At 72.7% G+C, this 17,739-nt stretch carries 15 protein-coding genes; 8 read left to right on the top strand and 7 right to left on the bottom strand.

Annotation, left to right across the window (positions count from 1 at the left end):
• Positions 1-181: 181 nt before the first annotated feature.
• A complete protein-coding gene (locus tag ABZU52_RS17840) occupies positions 182-1,075 on the bottom strand; it encodes a hypothetical protein (protein ID WP_354972110.1) in 894 nt (297 codons plus the stop codon).
• Between the two features lie 150 nt (positions 1,076-1,225).
• Between ABZU52_RS17840 and ABZU52_RS17835 the strand changes: the two genes are divergently transcribed.
• The 5 genes from ABZU52_RS17835 (at position 1,226) to ABZU52_RS17815 (ending at position 5,743) form a co-directional block, all read left to right on the top strand.
• Entirely contained in the window at positions 1,226-1,894 is a 669-nt protein-coding gene (locus ABZU52_RS17835) for a 50S ribosomal protein L11 methyltransferase (RefSeq protein ID WP_354972109.1), read from the top strand.
• Positions 1,895-1,903: 9 nt separating this feature from the next.
• Positions 1,904-3,082, top strand: coding sequence for a cytochrome P450 (locus ABZU52_RS17830; protein ID WP_354972108.1), 1,179 nt, complete (start codon positions 1,904-1,906; stop codon positions 3,080-3,082).
• Positions 3,083-3,117: 35 nt separating this feature from the next.
• Entirely contained in the window at positions 3,118-3,960 is an 843-nt protein-coding gene (locus ABZU52_RS17825; protein ID WP_354972107.1) for a polysaccharide deacetylase family protein, read from the top strand.
• Positions 3,961-4,049: 89 nt separating this feature from the next.
• A complete protein-coding gene (locus tag ABZU52_RS17820; RefSeq protein ID WP_354972106.1) occupies positions 4,050-4,982 on the top strand; it encodes an ATP-binding cassette domain-containing protein in 933 nt (310 codons plus the stop codon).
• Positions 4,979-5,743: an ABC transporter permease subunit gene (locus ABZU52_RS17815; protein ID WP_354972105.1), complete on the top strand. Its 765-nt coding sequence runs from the start codon at positions 4,979-4,981 to the stop codon at positions 5,741-5,743. Before ABZU52_RS17820 ends, ABZU52_RS17815 begins: the two co-directional genes overlap by 4 nt.
• Positions 5,744-5,779: 36 nt before the next feature.
• Here ABZU52_RS17815 and ABZU52_RS17810 read toward each other — a convergent pair whose 3' ends face one another.
• The 4 genes from ABZU52_RS17810 to ABZU52_RS17795 are packed head-to-tail and all read right to left on the bottom strand — an operon-like array spanning position 5,780 to position 9,938.
• Positions 5,780-6,457, bottom strand: a complete 678-nt coding sequence (locus tag ABZU52_RS17810) for a response regulator transcription factor (RefSeq protein ID WP_354972104.1) — start codon at positions 6,455-6,457, stop codon at positions 5,780-5,782.
• Positions 6,457-8,025, bottom strand: a complete 1,569-nt coding sequence (locus ABZU52_RS17805; RefSeq protein ID WP_354972103.1) for a histidine kinase — start codon at positions 8,023-8,025, stop codon at positions 6,457-6,459. The genes ABZU52_RS17810 and ABZU52_RS17805 overlap by 1 nt, the downstream gene beginning before the upstream one ends.
• Before the next feature lie 54 nt (positions 8,026-8,079).
• Positions 8,080-8,805 carry a dethiobiotin synthase gene (gene bioD, locus ABZU52_RS17800; protein WP_354972102.1) on the bottom strand — a complete coding sequence of 242 codons (726 nt, stop codon included), beginning with the start codon at positions 8,803-8,805 and terminating at the stop codon, positions 8,080-8,082.
• A complete protein-coding gene (locus ABZU52_RS17795; protein ID WP_354972101.1) occupies positions 8,802-9,938 on the bottom strand; it encodes an 8-amino-7-oxononanoate synthase in 1,137 nt (378 codons plus the stop codon). The genes bioD and ABZU52_RS17795 overlap by 4 nt, the downstream gene beginning before the upstream one ends.
• Positions 9,939-10,093: 155 nt before the next feature.
• On the opposite strand from ABZU52_RS17795, the gene bioB reads away from it, so the two are divergent.
• The 3 genes from bioB (at position 10,094) to ABZU52_RS17780 (ending at position 11,842) form a co-directional block, all read left to right on the top strand.
• A complete protein-coding gene (bioB, locus tag ABZU52_RS17790; RefSeq protein WP_347663633.1) occupies positions 10,094-11,089 on the top strand; it encodes a biotin synthase BioB in 996 nt (331 codons plus the stop codon).
• Positions 11,090-11,151: 62 nt separating this feature from the next.
• Complete coding sequence (locus ABZU52_RS17785; RefSeq protein ID WP_354972117.1) at positions 11,152-11,331, top strand: hypothetical protein; 180 nt, start codon at positions 11,152-11,154, stop codon at positions 11,329-11,331.
• Positions 11,332-11,335: 4 nt separating this feature from the next.
• On the top strand, positions 11,336-11,842 hold the full coding sequence (locus ABZU52_RS17780; RefSeq protein ID WP_354972100.1) for a GNAT family protein: 507 nt from the start codon (positions 11,336-11,338) through the stop codon (positions 11,840-11,842).
• A 68-nt stretch (positions 11,843-11,910) separates the two neighbouring features.
• Here ABZU52_RS17780 and ABZU52_RS17775 read toward each other — a convergent pair whose 3' ends face one another.
• Together ABZU52_RS17775 and ABZU52_RS17770 are read right to left on the bottom strand one after the other, a co-directional pair.
• A complete protein-coding gene (locus ABZU52_RS17775) occupies positions 11,911-14,376 on the bottom strand; it encodes a non-reducing end alpha-L-arabinofuranosidase family hydrolase (protein ID WP_354972099.1) in 2,466 nt (821 codons plus the stop codon).
• A gap of 208 nt (positions 14,377-14,584) precedes the next feature.
• On the bottom strand, positions 14,585-17,533 hold the full coding sequence (locus ABZU52_RS17770; protein WP_354972098.1) for a glycoside hydrolase family 9 protein: 2,949 nt from the start codon (positions 17,531-17,533) through the stop codon (positions 14,585-14,587).
• Between the last annotated feature and the right edge of the window lie 206 nt (positions 17,534-17,739).

Here is a 17,739-nt window from a genome sequence, read left to right as displayed (position 1 = left end):
GGGCCCGCCGTCGTGCGCCGCCCTCCCCCCCCGCTCCGATGAGCAATGCGCCCGACACCAGGGGTCAGCCACCCCCGGACGGGTCCCCGCACCGACCCCCGATCAGCGGTGCGCCCGACGCCAGGGGTCAGCCACCGCCGGACGGGTCCCCGCACCGACCCCCGATCAGCGATGCCCCCGATCAGCGATGCGCCCGGCGCCAGGGGTCAGCCACCGCCGGACGCTCCCAGCGCCGGTCCACCTGTGGGTCGTCGGGGGTGTCGGCGGTGTCCCCGGCGGCGGCCCGGGTCAACTGCCGCAGCCGCAGCAGCAGCCCCATTCCGAGGAAGAGCAGCAGCCCTCCGAGCAGGAACGCGACCTGCACCACGCCGAACGCACCGGACTGCGAGACCGGGCGGTTGGCCGCCGGTGGCGCGGCGTCGGCCGGGTACTCGGCGGCCGGCTGCTCGGTGGCCGCGCTCTCGTCCTCGGTCGGCGCGCTCACGGATTCGGTGGGCTCCGGCGGGGTCTGCGTCGGCTTCGGCGTACCGGTCGGGGCACCGCCCACCCCCACCACCGAGCGGGTGGCGGTCTGCCGGGCCAGCAGGCGCAGGTTGGCGTCGTACGCCTCGGCGGCGAGGGTGACCCGCCCCTGGGTGACGTCCTCGGCGAAGGCCACCCGGTAGCGGGCCGTGACCGTGCGGCCCGGGCAGAGCGTGCCCGGGTCGAGCTGCCGGTCGGTCAACCGGGCCACGTCACCCTCGGTACGGATCTCCAGCGGGAAGTCGCCGTTCTCCTCCACCCGGTCCATCTTCACCTGGTCCAGCCGGAGGCCCTGCACGCTGAGCACCATCGACCAGCGCACCTTCGCGCACCCGCCGCGCCGGTCCGTCTGGGAGACCACCGCGGAGATCGTCCGCACCTGCTCGCCGGCGGTGAAGCGCCCTGGCAGACCGCTCATCTCGGTGGTGAAGGCCGCCTGTGCCGGGGCGGCCACCGCCAGCTCCACCCCGCTCAGACAGGCCAGCACCACCCCTGCCCTCAGCGCATACCGCCACACCGTCACCACCGCCGCCCTCCGTTCGGTCGCCTCCACCCCGCAACGCTAGAAGCGGGACACCGGCCCGACCAGACGGGTGTGTTCGCACCGAACGGCAAGGACGGGGTGTGTTTTCACCGACCGTGGTGAACCGGTCACCGCTCCCCCGCGACACGCCGGGAGTCCGGCCGCTGGGAGAATCACGCCGTGTCCGAGCTCTCCAGCACGTTCGTCCGGCTGCACGCCCGGCTGGCCCCGGTCCCCTTCGTACCCGAGGTGCGGCTGCACCAGGCGGACGAGCCGATCGGGCTGTGGGAGCTGACCGAGGGCCAGTTCTCCACCGACCGGCCGCCGCCGTTCTGGGCGTTCGCGTGGGCCGGCGGGCAGGCCCTCGCCCGCTACGTGACCGACCACCCGGAGCTGGTCGCCGGCCGCCGGGTGCTCGACCTCGCCTCCGGCTCCGGCCTGGTGGCCATCGCCGCGGCCCGCGCCGGCGCGGCGTCGGTGCGGGCCGTCGAGGTGGACGAGCTGGCGGTGGCGGCGGTCGCTCTCAACGCCGAGGCCAACGGGGTACGCGTCGACGCCGAGTTCGGCGACATCCTCGACGGCGACGCCGGGGACGCCGAGGTGGTGCTCGCCGGGGACGTCTTCTACAGCGAGGCGATGGCCCGCCGGGTGCTGCGGTTCCTGTTGCGCGCCACCCGGGCCGGCGCGCCGGCGCTGGTCGGTGACCCCGGCCGGGCGTTCCTGCCCCGGGACCGCTTCGACGAGTTGGCGGCGTACGACGTGCCGGTGCCGGAGGCGCTGGAGAGCGTACGGGTGAAGCGCACCACCGTGTGGCGGCTGCGGGCCGGGCTGCCGGGGGCCTCCGGCTAGCGTGTCCGGGTGCTGTTCCGCAGCTGGGCGCAGGTGACCGACCCCGGATGGCCGGACGTGGCCCGGGTGCCGGACCACGTCGGCGGCACCCACCTGGTCGTGACCCGGCACGCGCTGGTCCGCCAGGTCCTCGCCGACCCGGTCACCTATCGGCCGGACAACGCGCTGGACGCGGTGACGCCGATGCCGGTGACCGCGCTGCGGGTGCTCGCCGGGCACCGGTTCCGGCTGCCGCCGACCCTGGCGAACAACTCGGGCGTCAGCCATCCGCAGATCCGGGCGATCGTCGCGGCGGCGTTGCACCCGGCCCGGGTTGCCGCGCAGCAGCAGTGGCTCACCGCGCTGGTCCGCGACCGGGTCGCCCGGATCGGCGCCGCGCTGGACGCCGGTGAACCGGTGGACCTGTACGCGGACCTCGCCGCCGACCTGCCGCTGCTGGTGTTGGCCCGGCTGGTCGAGTTGCCGGACGCGCCGATCGGCGCGGTCAAGAAGTTCGCCCGCGCCGCGCTGGAGTTGTTCTGGGCACCACTGGACGGCGACCGGCAGGTGGCGCTCGCCGCCGAGGTGGGCCGGTTCCACCGCGTACTGCGGGACTTCGCGGCCGTCGGTGGCGGGTTGGCCGCGGAGCTGCGCGCGGCCGGGCACCCCCCGGACGTGGTGGTCGGCGCGCTCTTCTTCCTGTTGGTCGCCGGGCAGGAGACCACCTCGCAGTTCCTCACCCTGCTGTTGCACCGGCTGGCCGGCGAGCCCGCGGTACGCGCCGGTCTGCGCACCGGCGAGGTCGCGGTGGCCGACGTGGTGGAGGAGGGGTTGCGGCTGGAACCACCGATCGTCACCTGGCGCCGGGTGGCGGCGACGGAGAGCACGCTGGGCGGCACTGTGGTGCCGGCGGGCAGCAGCCTGGTGCTGTGGCTGGACCGCGCCGGGCGGGACCCGGCGGTGGTGGAGTCGCCGGACGAGTTCCGTCCGGGCCAGCGTGGGTCACGCCGGCACCTGGCGTTCGGCGCGGGCGCGCACCGCTGCGTCGGAGACGTGCTGGCCCGGATGGAGGCGGCGGTGGTGGTGACCGAGGCCGCGCCGCTGCTGGACGGGGTGACAGTGCTCCGTCCGCCCTGGTGCCCGGACAATCTCACCTTCCGGATGCCGGACGCGTTCGTGGTCCGCCGCTCCCCGGGGTCACCGGGCTGACCGGATCCTGATCTCCGCTCGGTATGTTTCCGGGCGTGTCAGCCACCCGCGCCCGTCGGATCCCTGTCGTCGTCACGCTTCTGGCAGTGCTGGCGTTGACTGCCTGCTCAGTCGGTCGGGGCCACCCGGCCCACGCCCGGCAGTTCACCGCGGTCCAGCCGACGCCGTCCGCCTCGACCCCCTCGGCCTCGGCGTCGCCGTCCGCGAAGCCCGCGTTCAAGAGCCTGGCCTGGTACGTGTCCCAGGTGCCGACGTTCCCCGAGGCGCCGCAGCCGCAACCGGTACCGCTGCCCAGCACCGATTCGGCGCCGATCTGGCACCGCCTGCCGACCGACCAGAAGGTCGCCTTCATCACCATCGACGACGGTGGGCTGGCCCGCCCGCCGGAGGTGATCGACTTCATCTGGGAGGCGCGCATCCCGGTCACGATGTTCCTCAACTCACCGGCGGCCGCGGAGAACACCGACTACTTCCGGCAGATCGAGGCGGTGGGCGGGATCGTGGAAAACCACACCATCACCCACAGCTCGCTGGCCGGCCGGTCGTACGACTATCAGAGGCAGGAGATCTGCGGTGCCGCGGACAGGCTGGAGGGGCTCTTCGGCAAGCGGCCCACCCTGTTCCGTCCACCGTTCGGCGAGCACGACAGCACCACGCTGCGGGCCGCCCACGACTGCGGCGCGAAGGCGGTCTTCCACTGGACGGAGACCGTCCACGAGGGGAAGGTGCGCTACCAGACGCCGGAGAAGGTGATCCAACCCGGCGACGTGCTGCTGATGCACTTCCGACCGGCGCTGATGGACGACCTTCTCGCGGCGCTGAAGGCGATCCACCGGGCCGGGCTCACCCCGGCACTGCTGGAGGAGTACGTACGGTGATCAGCCCGCCACCGTCCTGACGAAGGTCAGGGGTGGGTGGTGCCGTTCGGGCGCGGTGGAGCAGCGGGCCACTCGCCTAGCGTCAGCGCATGATCACATTACGTGGGTTGACGAAACGGTTCGGGTCGACCGTCGCGGTCGACGCGTTGACCGTCGACATCGTGCCCGGCCGGGTCACCGGTTTCCTCGGCCCCAACGGCGCCGGCAAGTCCACCACCATGCGGATGGTCCTCGGCCTGGACCGTCCCACCGCCGGACAGGCGCTCATCGGCGGGCGCGCGTACCGGGAGCTGCGTCGGCCGCTGCACGAGGTGGGCGCGCTGCTCGACGCCCGGGCCATCCATCCGGCCCGGTCCGGCCGGGCGCACCTGCGGGCCATGGCGCACAGCAACGGCATCCCGACCCGTCGGGTCGACGAGGTGCTGGACACCGTCGGGCTGGACGGACGGGCCGCCGCCAAGCCGGGGCGGACGCTCTCCCTCGGCATGGGCCAACGGCTCGGCATCGCCGGCGCGCTGCTCGGCGACCCGCCGGTGCTGATGTTCGACGAACCGGTGAACGGCCTCGACCCGGACGGGGTGCGCTGGGTGCGGCAGCTGATGCGCTCGCTGGCCGACGAGGGGCGGACGGTCTTCGTCTCCAGCCACCTGATGAGCGAGATGCAGCTCACCGCCGACCAACTGGTGGTGATCGGCCGGGGACGACTGCTCGCCGACGCGCCGATCGGCGAGGTGATCGCCCGCGGCGCCGTCGCGGTCCGGGTCCGCAGCCCGCACCCGGACGGGCTGGCCGCGCTCGCCGCGCGCCTCACCGCCGCCGGGGCGACCGTCGAGGCGGCCGACCGGACCGAGCTGACCGTCACCGGCGCGACCGCGGACCAGGTCGGCGACCTGGCCCACGAGCTGGGGGTACGACTGCACGAGCTGAGCGCGCACGCCGCTTCGTTGGAGCAGGCGTTCATGGAGCTGACCGCCGACAGCGTCGAGTACGCCGGTGGCCCGACCGGAGGGGGGACGCGGTGAGCACCCGTCACGGCGCCGTGGCCGCCGAGTGGACCAAGCTCTCCTCGGTGCGGAGCACCTGGTGGACGGCGCTGGCCGGGCTGCTGGTGACGGCCGCGAGCGCCGGTCAACTGGCCATCTACGTCGCCAACGGCAACACCAACGACGACCCGGCCGACAACGCCGGCGTGGTCACCGTCGGCAGCGTGCTGATCGACTCGGTCGAGCTGACCCAGTACGCGATGCTGGCGCTGGGCCTGCTGGCGATCACCGCCGAGTTCACCAGTGGCACCATCCGGACCACGTTGCAGTGCACCCCGTCCCGTGGCCGGGTGCTGCTGGCCAAGGCAGTGGTCGCCGGCGCGGTCACCTTCGCCCTCGGTCTGCTGCTCGGCGGCGTCGGCACCCTGGTCGCCCGGCCGGTGCTCGGCGAGTGGGGCAGCGCGCCCGCCGCCGACACGATCGGCGACATCGTGCGCGTCGCGATCTACCTGGCGCTGGTCGGTGTGCTCGCGCTGGGCCTCGGCGCGGCGCTACGCAGCGCGGTGCTCACCCTCACCGTGCTCCTCGCCACCCTGATGATCGTTCCGCTGTCGCTTCAGGAGCCGGACATCGACGTGCTGAACCGGATCGCCGACGTGTTCCCCGGCGTGGCCGGCGGACACTTCCTGACCGGCGGCACCGAGCCGTACCCGCCAGTGGTCGGACTGCTCCTGCTCGCCGGGTGGGCCGGCGCCGCGCTGCTGCTGGGCCGGGCCGCGCTGCGCCGCCGCGACGCGTAACACGTACCGGCTGAGCGGGGGCTCCCCGGCCCCCGCTCACCCGTCGACCAGCCCCGCCTCGTACGCCAGGATCGCCGCCTGCACCCGGTTGCGCACATCCAGCCGGGTGAAAATGCTGGTCAGGTAGCTCTTCACGGTGCCCTCCACGAGGTGCAGCCGGCGGGCGATCTCGGCGTTGGAGAGGCCCGCCCCGACCAGGGCCAGCACCTCCCGTTCCCGCTCGGTCAGCCCGGCCGTACGGTCCCGGGCGGCGGGTCGGCGGGCCAGCCGGCCGGCCCCCAGCTCGATCACCCGACGGGCCACCCTCGGCGACAGGTACGCCCCGCCGTCGGCGACCGCGTGCACACCGGCGATCAGCTCACGCGGGTCGCCGGCCTTGAGCAGGAACCCGCTGGCACCGTGCCCGAGCGCCCGGGACACGTGGTCGTCCTCGCCGAACGTGGTCAGCATGATCGTCGCGGTGTCCGGCAGCACCCGGTGAATCTCGGCGGCGGCGGCCAACCCGTCCAGCCGCGGCATCCGGATGTCCAGCAGCGCAACCCGGGGGCGGTGGGCACGGACCAGCTCCACCGCCGCGTGCCCGTCGCCGGCCTCGGCGACCACCTCGATGCCGGGGTCGCTGGCGAGGATGGCCCGGACCCCGGCCCGGATCATCGCCTCGTCGTCGGCCAGCACCACCCGGATCGGCGGTGCCCCCGTCGTGTCGGTGTCCACTAGGCGATCCACTCCTTGCTGACCAGCCGGCCATCGGTGAAACAGAGCCTCCAGGACGGCTGCGCGAGGGGGAAGTTGCCGTCGGTGTAGTACTCACAACCGGCCCGGTCGACCCCGGCGGGGCGTTCCAACTGCCGCCGGGGCAGCCCGACCAGTTCGGACCGGGCCGCGCCGACGCGCATCTGGTCGAAGGTGGCCCGGTCCAGCACCGTCCCGGCGGTCGCCACCGGGTAGTAGACGAGCGAGAGCACCAGGAAGAAGCCGACCGGTGCGACGAGCGCCACCAGCAGGCTGCGCCGAACCCGCCGCCGGGCATCGTGCAGCCGACGCTCGGCATCCACCGGCCGCTCCGCCGGACCGGGCCGCTCGTCGGATCGCGACGGCAACCCGACCTCGGCCGCCGACCCGATCGGCTCAGGCGGCGCGGTGGCCGGCAACACCGCCCGTACCGCGAAACCGCCGTCGGCCCGGTGGCCGGCGTCGAGCGTCCCACCGGCGAGGCGGACCCGCTCGGCGAGGGCGAGCAGTCCACTGCCCTGCGACGGCGGGGCGGGCAGCGGCCCGGCCGACGCGGTGTCGTTGACGACGGTCACCTCGACCCGATTACCGTCGCGGGTGAGGCGCACGTCGACCGGGGCGCCCGGCGCGTACCGGGCCGCGTTGGTCAGCGCCTCCCGGACGATCCGGTGCGCCGCGTGCCCGGTCATCGCCGGCAGTTCCGCGACCGCCGGGGCGGCGTCCAGCCGTACCGTCATGCCGGCCTCCCGGGCACCGTCGACCAGGTCGACGACGGTCTCCCCGCTCGGACGCAGCGACGCGCCCGCCTCGTCGCGGAGCACCCCGATGATCTCGTGCAGTCGCTCGGTGGCGGTGGAGACGCTGGCCCGCAACTCCCCCGCCGCGGCCCGGTGCCTGTCGTCGAGGTCGGCGGCGACCTCCAGGGCGGCGGCGCGCAACGCGATCAGGCTGAGGTCGTGGCCGAGCGAGTCGTGCATCTCCCCGGCGATCCGGGCCCGCTCACGCAGCCGGATCCGCTCGGCGGTACCCCGCTGCTCGCGGGTCAGCGCGTCGACGTGCCGCTGACCAGCGTCGGTCAACTCCTGCTGTTGGCGGCGGTACCGGCCGACCAACCAGGGGAACACGGCGGCGAAGAGCAGCACCGAGGCGAGCAGGAACCAGGTGGCCGCGCCAGTGCCGAGCAACCCCAGGTTGAGCGCCGTGCCGCCGGCCGCGATCAGCAGGAAGACCGTGATCGCCGGACCCACTGTGGCGCTGCGCCGGCCGGCGAGATAGCTGAAGACCGGAATGGCGAACACGAAGTTGCCGTCGACCAACGACCCGAGCACCGCCAGCACCAGGGCGACCAACGGCTGACGTCGACTCGCCAGCACCGCCGCACCGAGCACCAGCAGCTTGCCGACCAGCAGCGGCAACGAGTACCGCGAATAGGGCGGGCTGGCCTCGGCGTAGCCGACCGGGGCGGCCACCACCGCCCAGAGCAGCACGTCCAGCAGCAGGCGACGCCGCCGGTGCAGCCAACCCGGCGGCGCGGAGTCGAGGATCCGCACGGCGGTCAGGCTACCCACGCCCGACCTGCGCGGACACCGACGAAAGTCAGGTGTTCAGCCGCTCTCCTCCGCCCAGACCCGCCAGTCGTCGAGTACGCCGTGCAGGGCCGGGGTCAGCCAACCCGGCGCGGACCGCCGGAACACGCCCGGGTCCATCGCGCCCGCGCCGTCCGGCAGCGCGCCGAGCAGATTCGGCACCAGGTCGGTGAGGTTCGTCCAGTGCACCAGCTCCGGCCGGGCCGGCCAGGCACCGATCACCACACCGGCCGGCACCGCCCGACGGTCCAACGCCTCCAGGGTCAACGCGGTGTGGTTGAGCGTGCCCAGCCCGGCGCGGGCCACCACCACCGCGGGCGCGCCCAGCGACACCGCCAGGTCGGCCATCGTCCACGGCTCACCCGACGGCCGCAGCCCCATCGGAACCAGCAACCCACCCGCGCCCTCGATCAACACGAGGTCGTGCTTGTCGGCCTCCGCACGGACGGCGTCCACCGCCGCGTACAGCTCCAGCGGCGGCAGATCGGCGACCCGCGCGGCGGCCAACGGCGCGAGAGGATCCGGGTAGCTGGCCAGGGTCCGGCCGATCAGCGGCGCAGCCAACCGGTTCACCACGTCCACGTCACCGGGCTCGCCGCCCGCCGTACCGGTCTGACCTGGTTTGACCACCGCCACCCGCAGCCCGGCCGCCTGCGCGGCGGCCGCGATCGCCGCGGTCACCACCGTCTTGCCGACCTCGGTATCGGTCCCGGTAACCAGCACCGACCCCGCCCACCCGGTCATGGGGCACAGTCCACGATGACGTCCAGCGCCCGCTCGAACGCCGCCCGGGGCACCCCCGCGCTGACCGTGAGGCGCAGCCGGGAGCGGCTGTCCGGGGTGGACGGTGGCCGGAAACAACCGACCGCGACGCCCCGGTCCCGGCAGTCCGCGGCCCAGGCGGTCGCCGCCTCCGGGCCGGGAGCCGTCACCGAGATCACCGCCGCGTCCGGGGCGGAGACGGTCAACCCGGCCGCCCGCAGTCGACCGACCGCCAGCCCCACCCGGTCGGACAGCTCGGCGCGCCTGTCGTCGCCCGCCTGGGCGAGCCGCAACGCGGCGTGCACACCGGCGGCGACCGCCGGCGGCAGGGCCGTGTCGAAGATGAACGTGCGCCCGGTCTCGACCAGATGCCGAACGAACTCGGCCGGGCCGGCGACGACGCCACCCGCGCCACCGAGCGCCTTGGACAGGGTGGCGGTGACCACCACGTCCGGCTCGCCGGCCAGCCCGGTGGCCGCCACCGCGCCCGCGCCGGCCGGGCCGGTCAGGCCGAGCGCGTGCGCGTCGTCGACCAGCAGCAGCGCGCCGTGGCGGCGGGCCACCGCGTGCAGCCGGGCCAGCGGGGCCAGGTCACCGTCGACCGAGAAGACCGACTCGGTCACCACCACCGCCGGGCGGCCGGGAGCGGCCGCGAGCGCGGCGGCCACCGCGTCCACGTCGGCGTGCGGGGTGACCACCGTCTCCGCACCGGAGAGGCGGCAGCCGTCGATCAGCGACGCGTGGTTGTGCGCGTCGGAGACGAGCAGCGTCCGAGGTTGGACGAGCGCCCGCAGCGCACCGAGGTTGGCCAGGTAACCGGAGGAGAAGACCAGAGCGCCGTCGGTGCCCAGCCAGCGGGCCAGGTCCTCCTCCAGCGCCCGGTGCGCCTCGGTGGAGCCGCGCACCAGGCGCGACCCGGTCGCCCCCAGCCCGTACGCCGAGAGTGCCGCGGTGGCCGCGGCGACGACCTCCGGGTGGGTGGCCAGGCCGAGGTAGTCGTTGCCGGCCAGGTCGGTCATCCCGTCCTCGGCCGGACGCGGACGCAGCCGCCGGGTGAGCCCGGCCTTCGCCCGCAGCTCCGCGCGGCGGTCGAGCGCCGCCAGCCAGTCCGCCACCGTCACCCTCCCCCGCTTGCGTGCCGATCAGCCCGACACCCGCCGGGCGAAATTACCACCCGCCACTATCGGCCCGACGAATCCACTCGGTGCGAGCTGCCCCACGGGTTGCCAGGGCATTCCGGCTGATCGGAGAGCCTTGTAGGGTACGAGCCATGCCAGAGATCCTCGACCAGGCCCGGACCCAGGTCCTGGGTGACGGTGTCGGCCTCGATCAGGCCGGCATTCTCGCCGTGCTGAACCTGCCCGACGAGCACCTGCCCGCCGCCCTGCAACTCGCTCACGACGTGCGGATGCGCTGGTGCGGCCCGGAGGTCGAGGTCGAGGGAATCGTCTCGCTGAAGACCGGCGGCTGCCCGGAGGACTGCCACTTCTGCTCGCAGTCGGGCCTGTTCACCTCGCCGGTGCGCTCGGTCTGGCTGGACATCCCGTCGCTGGTCGAGGCGGCGAAGCAGACCGCCGCGACCGGGGCGACCGAGTTCTGCATCGTCGCCGCGGTCCGCGGCCCGGACGCCCGGCTGATGAAGCAGATGCGCGAGGGCGTCGCCGCCATCAGGGCGGCTGTCGACATCCAGGTCGCCGCGTCGCTGGGCATGCTCACCAAGGAGCAGGTCGACGACCTGGTCGACATGGGCGTGCACCGCTACAACCACAATCTGGAAACCTGCCGGTCGTACTTCCCCAACGTGGTCACCACCCACTCGTGGGAGGAGCGCTGGGAGACGCTGCGGATGGTTCGCGACTCCGGCATGGAGGTGTGCTGCGGTGGCATCCTCGGCCTCGGCGAGACGGTCGAGCAGCGGGCCGAGTTCGCCGCGCAGCTCGCCGAGTTGAACCCGCACGAGGTGCCGCTCAACTTCCTCAACCCGCGCCCGGGCACCCCGCTCGGTGACCGCCCGGTGGTGGAGGGCAAGGACGCGCTGCGGGCCATCGCCGCGTTCCGGCTGGCCATGCCGCGCACCATCCTGCGGTACGCCGGGGGTCGCGAGATCACCCTCGGCGACCTCGGCACCCGCGACGGTCTGCTCGGTGGCATCAACGCGGTGATCGTCGGCAACTACCTGACCACGCTGGGTCGACCGGCGACGGCCGACCTGGAGCTGCTGGACGAGTTGAAGATGCCGGTCAAGGCGCTCTCCGCCACGCTGTGACGCCCGTGACGACGACCTCCGACGCCGAACCGACCCGCAGCGGCGGGCCGGCGTCGACGGCCGTGCTCTGGTGCGACAGGTGCGGCGAGGCGGCGACCGACGGCCCTCACCCGGGCTGCGCGGCGGCCCGTGCGTTGGAGCCGCCGCGCTACTGCCCGGACTGTCGACGCCGGATGAAGGTGCAGGTGCTGCCGGTGGGCTGGTCCGCGGTCTGCGTCGAGCACGGCGAGAGCCGGGGCTGAGCCGATGCTGCGAGGGCGGGCGGTGACACTACGACCGGCGACGGTCGCGGACGTGCCGGTCCTCGCGGCGATCCGGGCCGACCCGGAGGTACGCCGGTGGTGGCGGGGCGGCGACGACCTGGCCGATTCGGTGCGCGCCGACCTCGCCGACGACGACCTGCACGTGTACGCGGTCGAGCACGACGGCCGGGTGATCGGCGCGATCCAGTGGTACGCCGAGGCGGACCCGGACTACCGGCACGCCAGCCTGGACGTCTTCCTCGACCCGTCGGTGCGCGGCGAAGGACTCGGCGGTGACGCCATCCGCACCCTGGCCCGACACCTGATCGACGAGTACGGCCACCACCGGTTCACCATCGACCCGGCCGCGGCGAACAGCGCCGCCATCCGGGCGTACGCGAAGGTGGGGTTCCGTCCGGTGGGCATCATGCGCCGCTACGAGCGCGGGGCGGACGGGCGCTGGCACGACGCCCTGCTGATGGACCTGCTCGCGGAGGATCTGGCCGACTGAACCGGGCGGGCGTGCCCGGCACCGCACGGTGCCGGACACGCCCCGGTTCTGCGCGAACGCAGTGACGCCTAGCGCTGGAGGGTCAGCACACCCGGCCGCCACGGCAGCAGGTTGTAGTCGCCTCCCGCACTGGGGTTCTTGCCCTGGTACAGGAACTGCAGGTTGCAGGCGTCGACGGTCTTGGTCTGGTCGGGGTTGGTGCGGACCAGGTCACCGTGGCTGATGTCGTTGGTCCACGTCGCGCCGCTGTTGGCCTTGCCGGCGAAGGGGTTGCTCTCGCTGGCGGCCTGCGGGGTCCACGAGCCGTTCAGGCTGGTGGACGTGAACGACCGGAAGTAGCGTCCCTGGCTCCCGATCGCCTCGACGATCATCAGGTAATGGTTCTGGCCCGCCACCTTGTAGACCTCGACGCCCTCGAACAGGTTGTTCGTCGAGTCGGTCATGATCGTCGTGTAGCTCGAGCCGAAGCTGCCCGGGAAGTTCCCCAGCGGCATGCTCGACCGGTAGATCTTGCCGTTGTCCCCGGCGAAGAACAGGTACATGTTCTGGTCGTCGCCGATGAGGGTCTGATCGATCACCCCGTACGGGGCGTCCGAGAGGGTGGCGGTGGAGAGCGTCTGCGCCGAGGACCAGCCGTTGGCGTTCGTCGGGTCGCTCGACGTCTTGTAGCTGAACGAGGTCGGACCCCACTGGTACGCCAGCACCCAGATGTTCTTCGGGGCGAAGTACAGCAGCGTGGGCGCCACGGTGCCCTGACTCATCCCGGTCTGGCCGGCCGAGGCCATGTCGGACCAGTTCGTGAACAGGCTGAAGTTCATCGAGCCGTACTGGCCGCTGCTGTTGACGTTCGACCCGTAGACCAGGTGCTTGCCGTTGTAGACCACGTTGGTGAAGTCCTTGAGCGAGACCCAGCCGTTCTGCGGGTTCGCCAGCGCGCCCGTCGACGACCACCGGTACGTCGACGGGAGCGCGCAGCCGCTCGGCGGACTCGTGGTCGGCGGGGTCGTGGTCGGCGGCGTCGTCGTCGGCGGGGTGCCGCCGAAGTCGGTACGCCACTGCTGGTTGGTCTGCCCGTGGCAGTCGTACAGCTGGACCTGCTGGCCGTTGCCGGTGCCCCAGACGTCCAGGCACCGGCCGGACTGCACGCCGCTGATGGTGCCGTTGGAGTTGATGTTCCACTGCTGGTTCGCCTGGCCGTTGCAGTCCCAGATGATGATTCCGGTGCCGTTCGCGGTGCCCGCGCCGTTCGCGTCGAGGCACTTGCTGCCGTAGACCCTCAACTGCTTGCCGGAGGTGTACGTCCACTGCTGGTTCGACTGACCGTTGCAGTCGTAGAGCTGGACGCGGGTGCCGTTGGTCTGCGTGGCGTTGGGCACGTCGATGCACCGGCCCGACTGCACCCCGACGATCCGGCCGGCGCCGCTACTCGGCGGCGGCGTGGTCGGGCTCACCGTCGGGCTCACGGTCGGGCTCACCGTCGGGCTCGAGGTCGGGGGGGCCGCGTTGAGCGCGTTGAGGACGGAGTTGTAGGCGGCCTTCTTGTTGCCGCCGCCGTCGAAGAGCAGCGGGCTCTCGTTCGAGCGCCAGGAGTCGCTGTCGCGTACGCCCCAGACGGTGATGCCGATGCAGCGCGGCACGTTCAGGCACGCCTGGGTCAGCCCGGCGTACTGGGTGGTGGAGGCGTTGGTGACGTCGACCTCGGTCAGCGCCACGTCCACGCCGAGCGCGGCGAAGCTGGACAGCGTGGTCTGGAAGTTGCTCGGCAGTGAGCTGCCGCCGGTGAAGTGGGTCTGCAGGCCGACGCAGTCGATCGGCACGCCGCGGGACTTGAAGTCCTGGATCATGCGGTAGACGCCCTGCGTCTTGCCGTACGACCAGTTCTCGATGTTGTAGTCGTTGTAGCAGAGTTTGACCGACGGGTCGGCCGCCCGCGCGGTGCGGAACGCCACCTCGATCCAGTCGTTGCCGGTGCCCTGCAGGTTGGAGTTGCGGCGGCTGCCGTCCTCGTTGAACGCCTCGTTGACCACGTCCCACGCGGCGAGCTTGCCCCGGTAGTGGGCCATCACGCCGTTGATGTGGTCGATCATCGCCTGACGCAGGCTGCTGCCGCTCAGGCTCTGCATCCAACCGGGCTGCTGCGCGTGCCAGGCCAGGGTGTGCCCACGGACCTTCAGGCCGCGCTGCGTCGCCCAGTTGTAGATCTGGTCACCGGAGTTGAAGTTGAACTGGCCCCGCTGGGGCTCGGTCGCGTCCGGCTTCATCTCGTTCTCGGCCGTGATCATGTTGAACTCGCGCCCGGCGATCGTGCTGTACGTCGAGTCGCCGAGCCGGCCCGCCGCGATGGCGGTGCCGAAGTACCGGCCCGACTGGGCGGCGGCCGCGCCGAGCGTGGTCGCGGCGGCGTTCGCCGAGGGCATCATCACCGCGACGGCGGCCACGGTCACGACGCTGAACGCGCCGGCGAGCAGCGCTCGGACGACGGGCGATCGCCGTCGCCGGGTCCCGCCGGGGTGAACGGATGGGCTTGTTGCCATCTCTGCCTCCTTACTGGCCAACACCCGGGCCGCCGAGGCGGGGACGACCAGGCGTCTCGGTTGGTGTATCGAACTTGGCCGATGCTAACCACGTGCTGGTCCGGGCAATGGAGTTTTCGGAAAAGTTTCGGGATTGTTGTGGCTTCGCGGCGTGGACGTGGCCGGTCGCCCGGGCGCGGTACCGGCCACGCCACGCCGCGTCGATGAGTCAGGAGACGGTGCAGGCGGCGCCGTTCAGGGTGAAGGCGGTCGGCCTGGCGGTGCTGCCGGTGTGGGTGCCGTTGAAGCCGAAGCTCGTCGACGCGCCCGGCGCCAGCGTCCCGTTGTAGGACAGGTTCGACGCGGTCACCGCGGTGCCGGTCTGGGTCACGTTCGCCGACCATGCCTGCCCGACCTTCTGCCCGCTGCTCGGAAATGTGAACGCTAGCGTCCAGCCGTTGATCGCCGTGGTGCCGGTGTTGGCGATCGTGATGTTCGCGGTGAACCCGGTGTCCCAGCTGTTCGCCGTCCAGGTCACCGCGCAGCCGCCGCCGGCAGGCGGGGCCGTGGTGGTGACCGTGACGCCGGGCGACGCGGGCGAAACGTTTCCGGCCGCGTCCACCGCCACCACTGTGAACGTGTACGTGGTGGAGGCGGTCAGCCCGGTCACCGCCAGCGTGGTGCCGGTGGCCGAGCCGACCAGGACGTTTCCGCCCCGGTAGACGCGGTAGGCGGTGACGCCCACCGCGTCGGTGGACGGACCCCAGGTCAGGGTCAGGCCGGTCGGGCCGATCGCGGAGGCGGTGGGCGTACCGGGTGCGGTCGGCGCCGTGGTGTCCGGCGCCGGGCCGGCCGGCGTGGTGACGGTGAGCGCGCCCGAGGCCGCCGAGCGGTTGCCGGCGCCGTCGAGCGCCCGCACGGTGAACTGGTACGTCCGCTCGGGCGTCAGCCCGGTCACGGCCAGGGAGGCCCCCGTCGAGGCGGTGACGACCGGGTCGGCGCCGGCCGAGGTACGGGTCACCTCGTAGCCGGCCAACCCGCTGCCGCCGGTGTCGGTGGACGCGGCCCAGGTCAGCGTGAGCCCGCTGGACGTGACGGCGGACGCGACGGGCGTCCCGGGCACTGTGGGCGCAGTGGTGTCCGGGGTGGCCGGTCCGGGCTCCTCGCCCCAGACGCGGGTGCTGCCGGCGTAGAGCGGAACCTTACGGTTCGGGCCGGCGGTCGCCTGGTACGACGGGTCGTTTGTCGGGTCCCAGGTGCCGCCCTCCGGCACGCCGATCTTGAACTGGACCTCCATCCGGTGCTGCGACTGACCCGCCGGGGCGATGGTGTACCCGGCGCAGTTCACCTCGACGTACCAGATGTCGCCGCTGAACTGCTTGGCCGTGGTCGGGGACGGGCAGCCCTGGGTGTAGCCGGCGGTGACCTGCACCGGGCCGGTGCCGTCGGGCCGGAAGTAGTACCGGAAGCGGCCGTCGGTCAGCGCGCGGGCCGGGAACGCCGACTTGTTGTAGACCATCACCTTGAGCCCGGTGGCCCGGGGTTCGGCCTGCATGACAGTGGTCTCCACGGTCAGCTCGTCCATGTCCGGCACCTCGGCGACCGGGAAGTTCGCCAGCGGCGTGCCGCCGTACTCGGAGGTCAGCCGGACCAGCGCGGACGTGAAGCCGGCGTTGTAGTCGGTGGCGACCTCGTTCATCACGTAGTCGGACCGGCTGTCGCTGTACGCGTCGTTGGCCGAGGACGGGCCGCCGACCAGCGCGCCGTAGAGGGTGTGCCGGGTCTCGACGGGCACGGTCTGGCTGTCCCACCAGGAGCCGTGCGCGGTGCGGTGGTGCGGGTTCTTCGGCGGGTTGGCCCCGAACCCGATGACGTAGCTGGAGTTGCGCGGGTTGTCGCCGAGCGCGTAGTTGATCTGCCGGACGGCGAAGTCGTGGTAGCGCGCCTTGCGGGTGGTGTCGGTGGTCTTGTCGCTGTAGACCAGCGCGGCGAAGGAGGTGTTGGCCGCGTAGCGCAGCGCGCCCCAGGAGTCGAGCACCGCCATCCCGCCGGGCGAGTACGGGACCCGCTGCCCGTTCACCCCGACCGTCCAGTAGTCCAGCCACCGGTTGGCGTCGTCGACGTACTTCTGCTTGCCGGTCAGGTTGGCCAGCAGCACGTACGCGCCGAACTGCTTGTTGTCCCAGGCGATGGTCCACTTGTAGGACCGGGTTGTGGTCTGGTTCTCGGTGCCGAGCTTGTCGTACTCACTCTCGGCCTTGGCCAGGTAGCTGGCCTCGCCGGTGGCCCGGTAGAGCCAGATCGCGCCCCACACCAGCTCGTCCTGGTAGCCGCTCCACGACTTGTAGAACGACGCCGCGTCGGTGATGCACTCGCTGTACGCCTTCCGCACCGTGTCGGCGAACGTGTAGAGCTGCCGGGCGTGGGTGAGCAGCTTGTCCGCGTAGGTCGCGTCGGTGGGCCGGAACACCATCGACGAGGCGGCCATCGCGGCCGCCGTCTCCCCCGCCAGGTCCGCGCCGCCACAGCTCGCATCGATCTTGTACGCGGGCCGCGCCATCGGCATCACCTCGGCCGGGCCCCACCACTTGTGGTCGTCGTCGCCCTTTCCGACCTGTCCGTAGAGGACGTTGGCCGACGGGTGCGCCTTGATGAAGTAGTCGTTGACGAAGCGCAGGTTGTTGAGCAGGTGCGGCAACTGCCCGGACGAGGCGTAGCCGCTGCGGTACTCGACCGCGCCCCAGGCCAGCATGGTGGCGCTGAACGCCATCGGGAAGCCGAACTTGACGTGGTCGCCGGCGTCGTACCAGCCACCGGTGAGGTCCACCCCCGCGCTGGCGCCGTCGCTGAGCGCGCTGTCCCCGCGCCAGGAGACCCGGTTCCAGTCGGGCAGTCGACCGGACTGCTGCGCCTCGTAGAAGAGCAGCGACTTCTGCAACGCCTCGGCGTAGTTGTAGGTCGCCGCCGGCGCGGCGGAGGCGGGCTCGGCCGCTGGGGCGGCGGAGGCGGGCTTGGCCGCTGGGGCGGCGGTGGCGGGACCGGACGGCGGCGCGGTCACCGCGAGGGACGCGCCGGTGAGCAGCGCGACGCCGACGGCCGCCAGCCGCCGCGGCCAGGGCTGGTCGGCGGCCGGTGACCGGCCAGGCTGGCCGCTGAACGGCCGGGTCAGGTGGCGCATGGCGGGCTCCTGTCGGAGGCGCCGCCGGCGGTCGCACCGACGCGGGACGGCGTACGGGCGGCACGGCCACCGGCGACAGCGGGGGTGGCGGTGTGACCATGGGTCATGGAAGCGCTCCCATGGATAAGCGACAATGTAATGGGCAGGCCGTCGGTTGGGAAGCCTGCCGGTCGGGACCGAGCCGCGCGGGCCACTTCCGTACTCGC

This window comes from Micromonospora sp. NPDC005220 (assembly GCF_040607895.1).
Classification (GTDB): domain Bacteria; phylum Actinomycetota; class Actinomycetes; order Mycobacteriales; family Micromonosporaceae; genus Micromonospora.
This window is presented reverse-complemented; position numbering and strand designations above follow the sequence as displayed.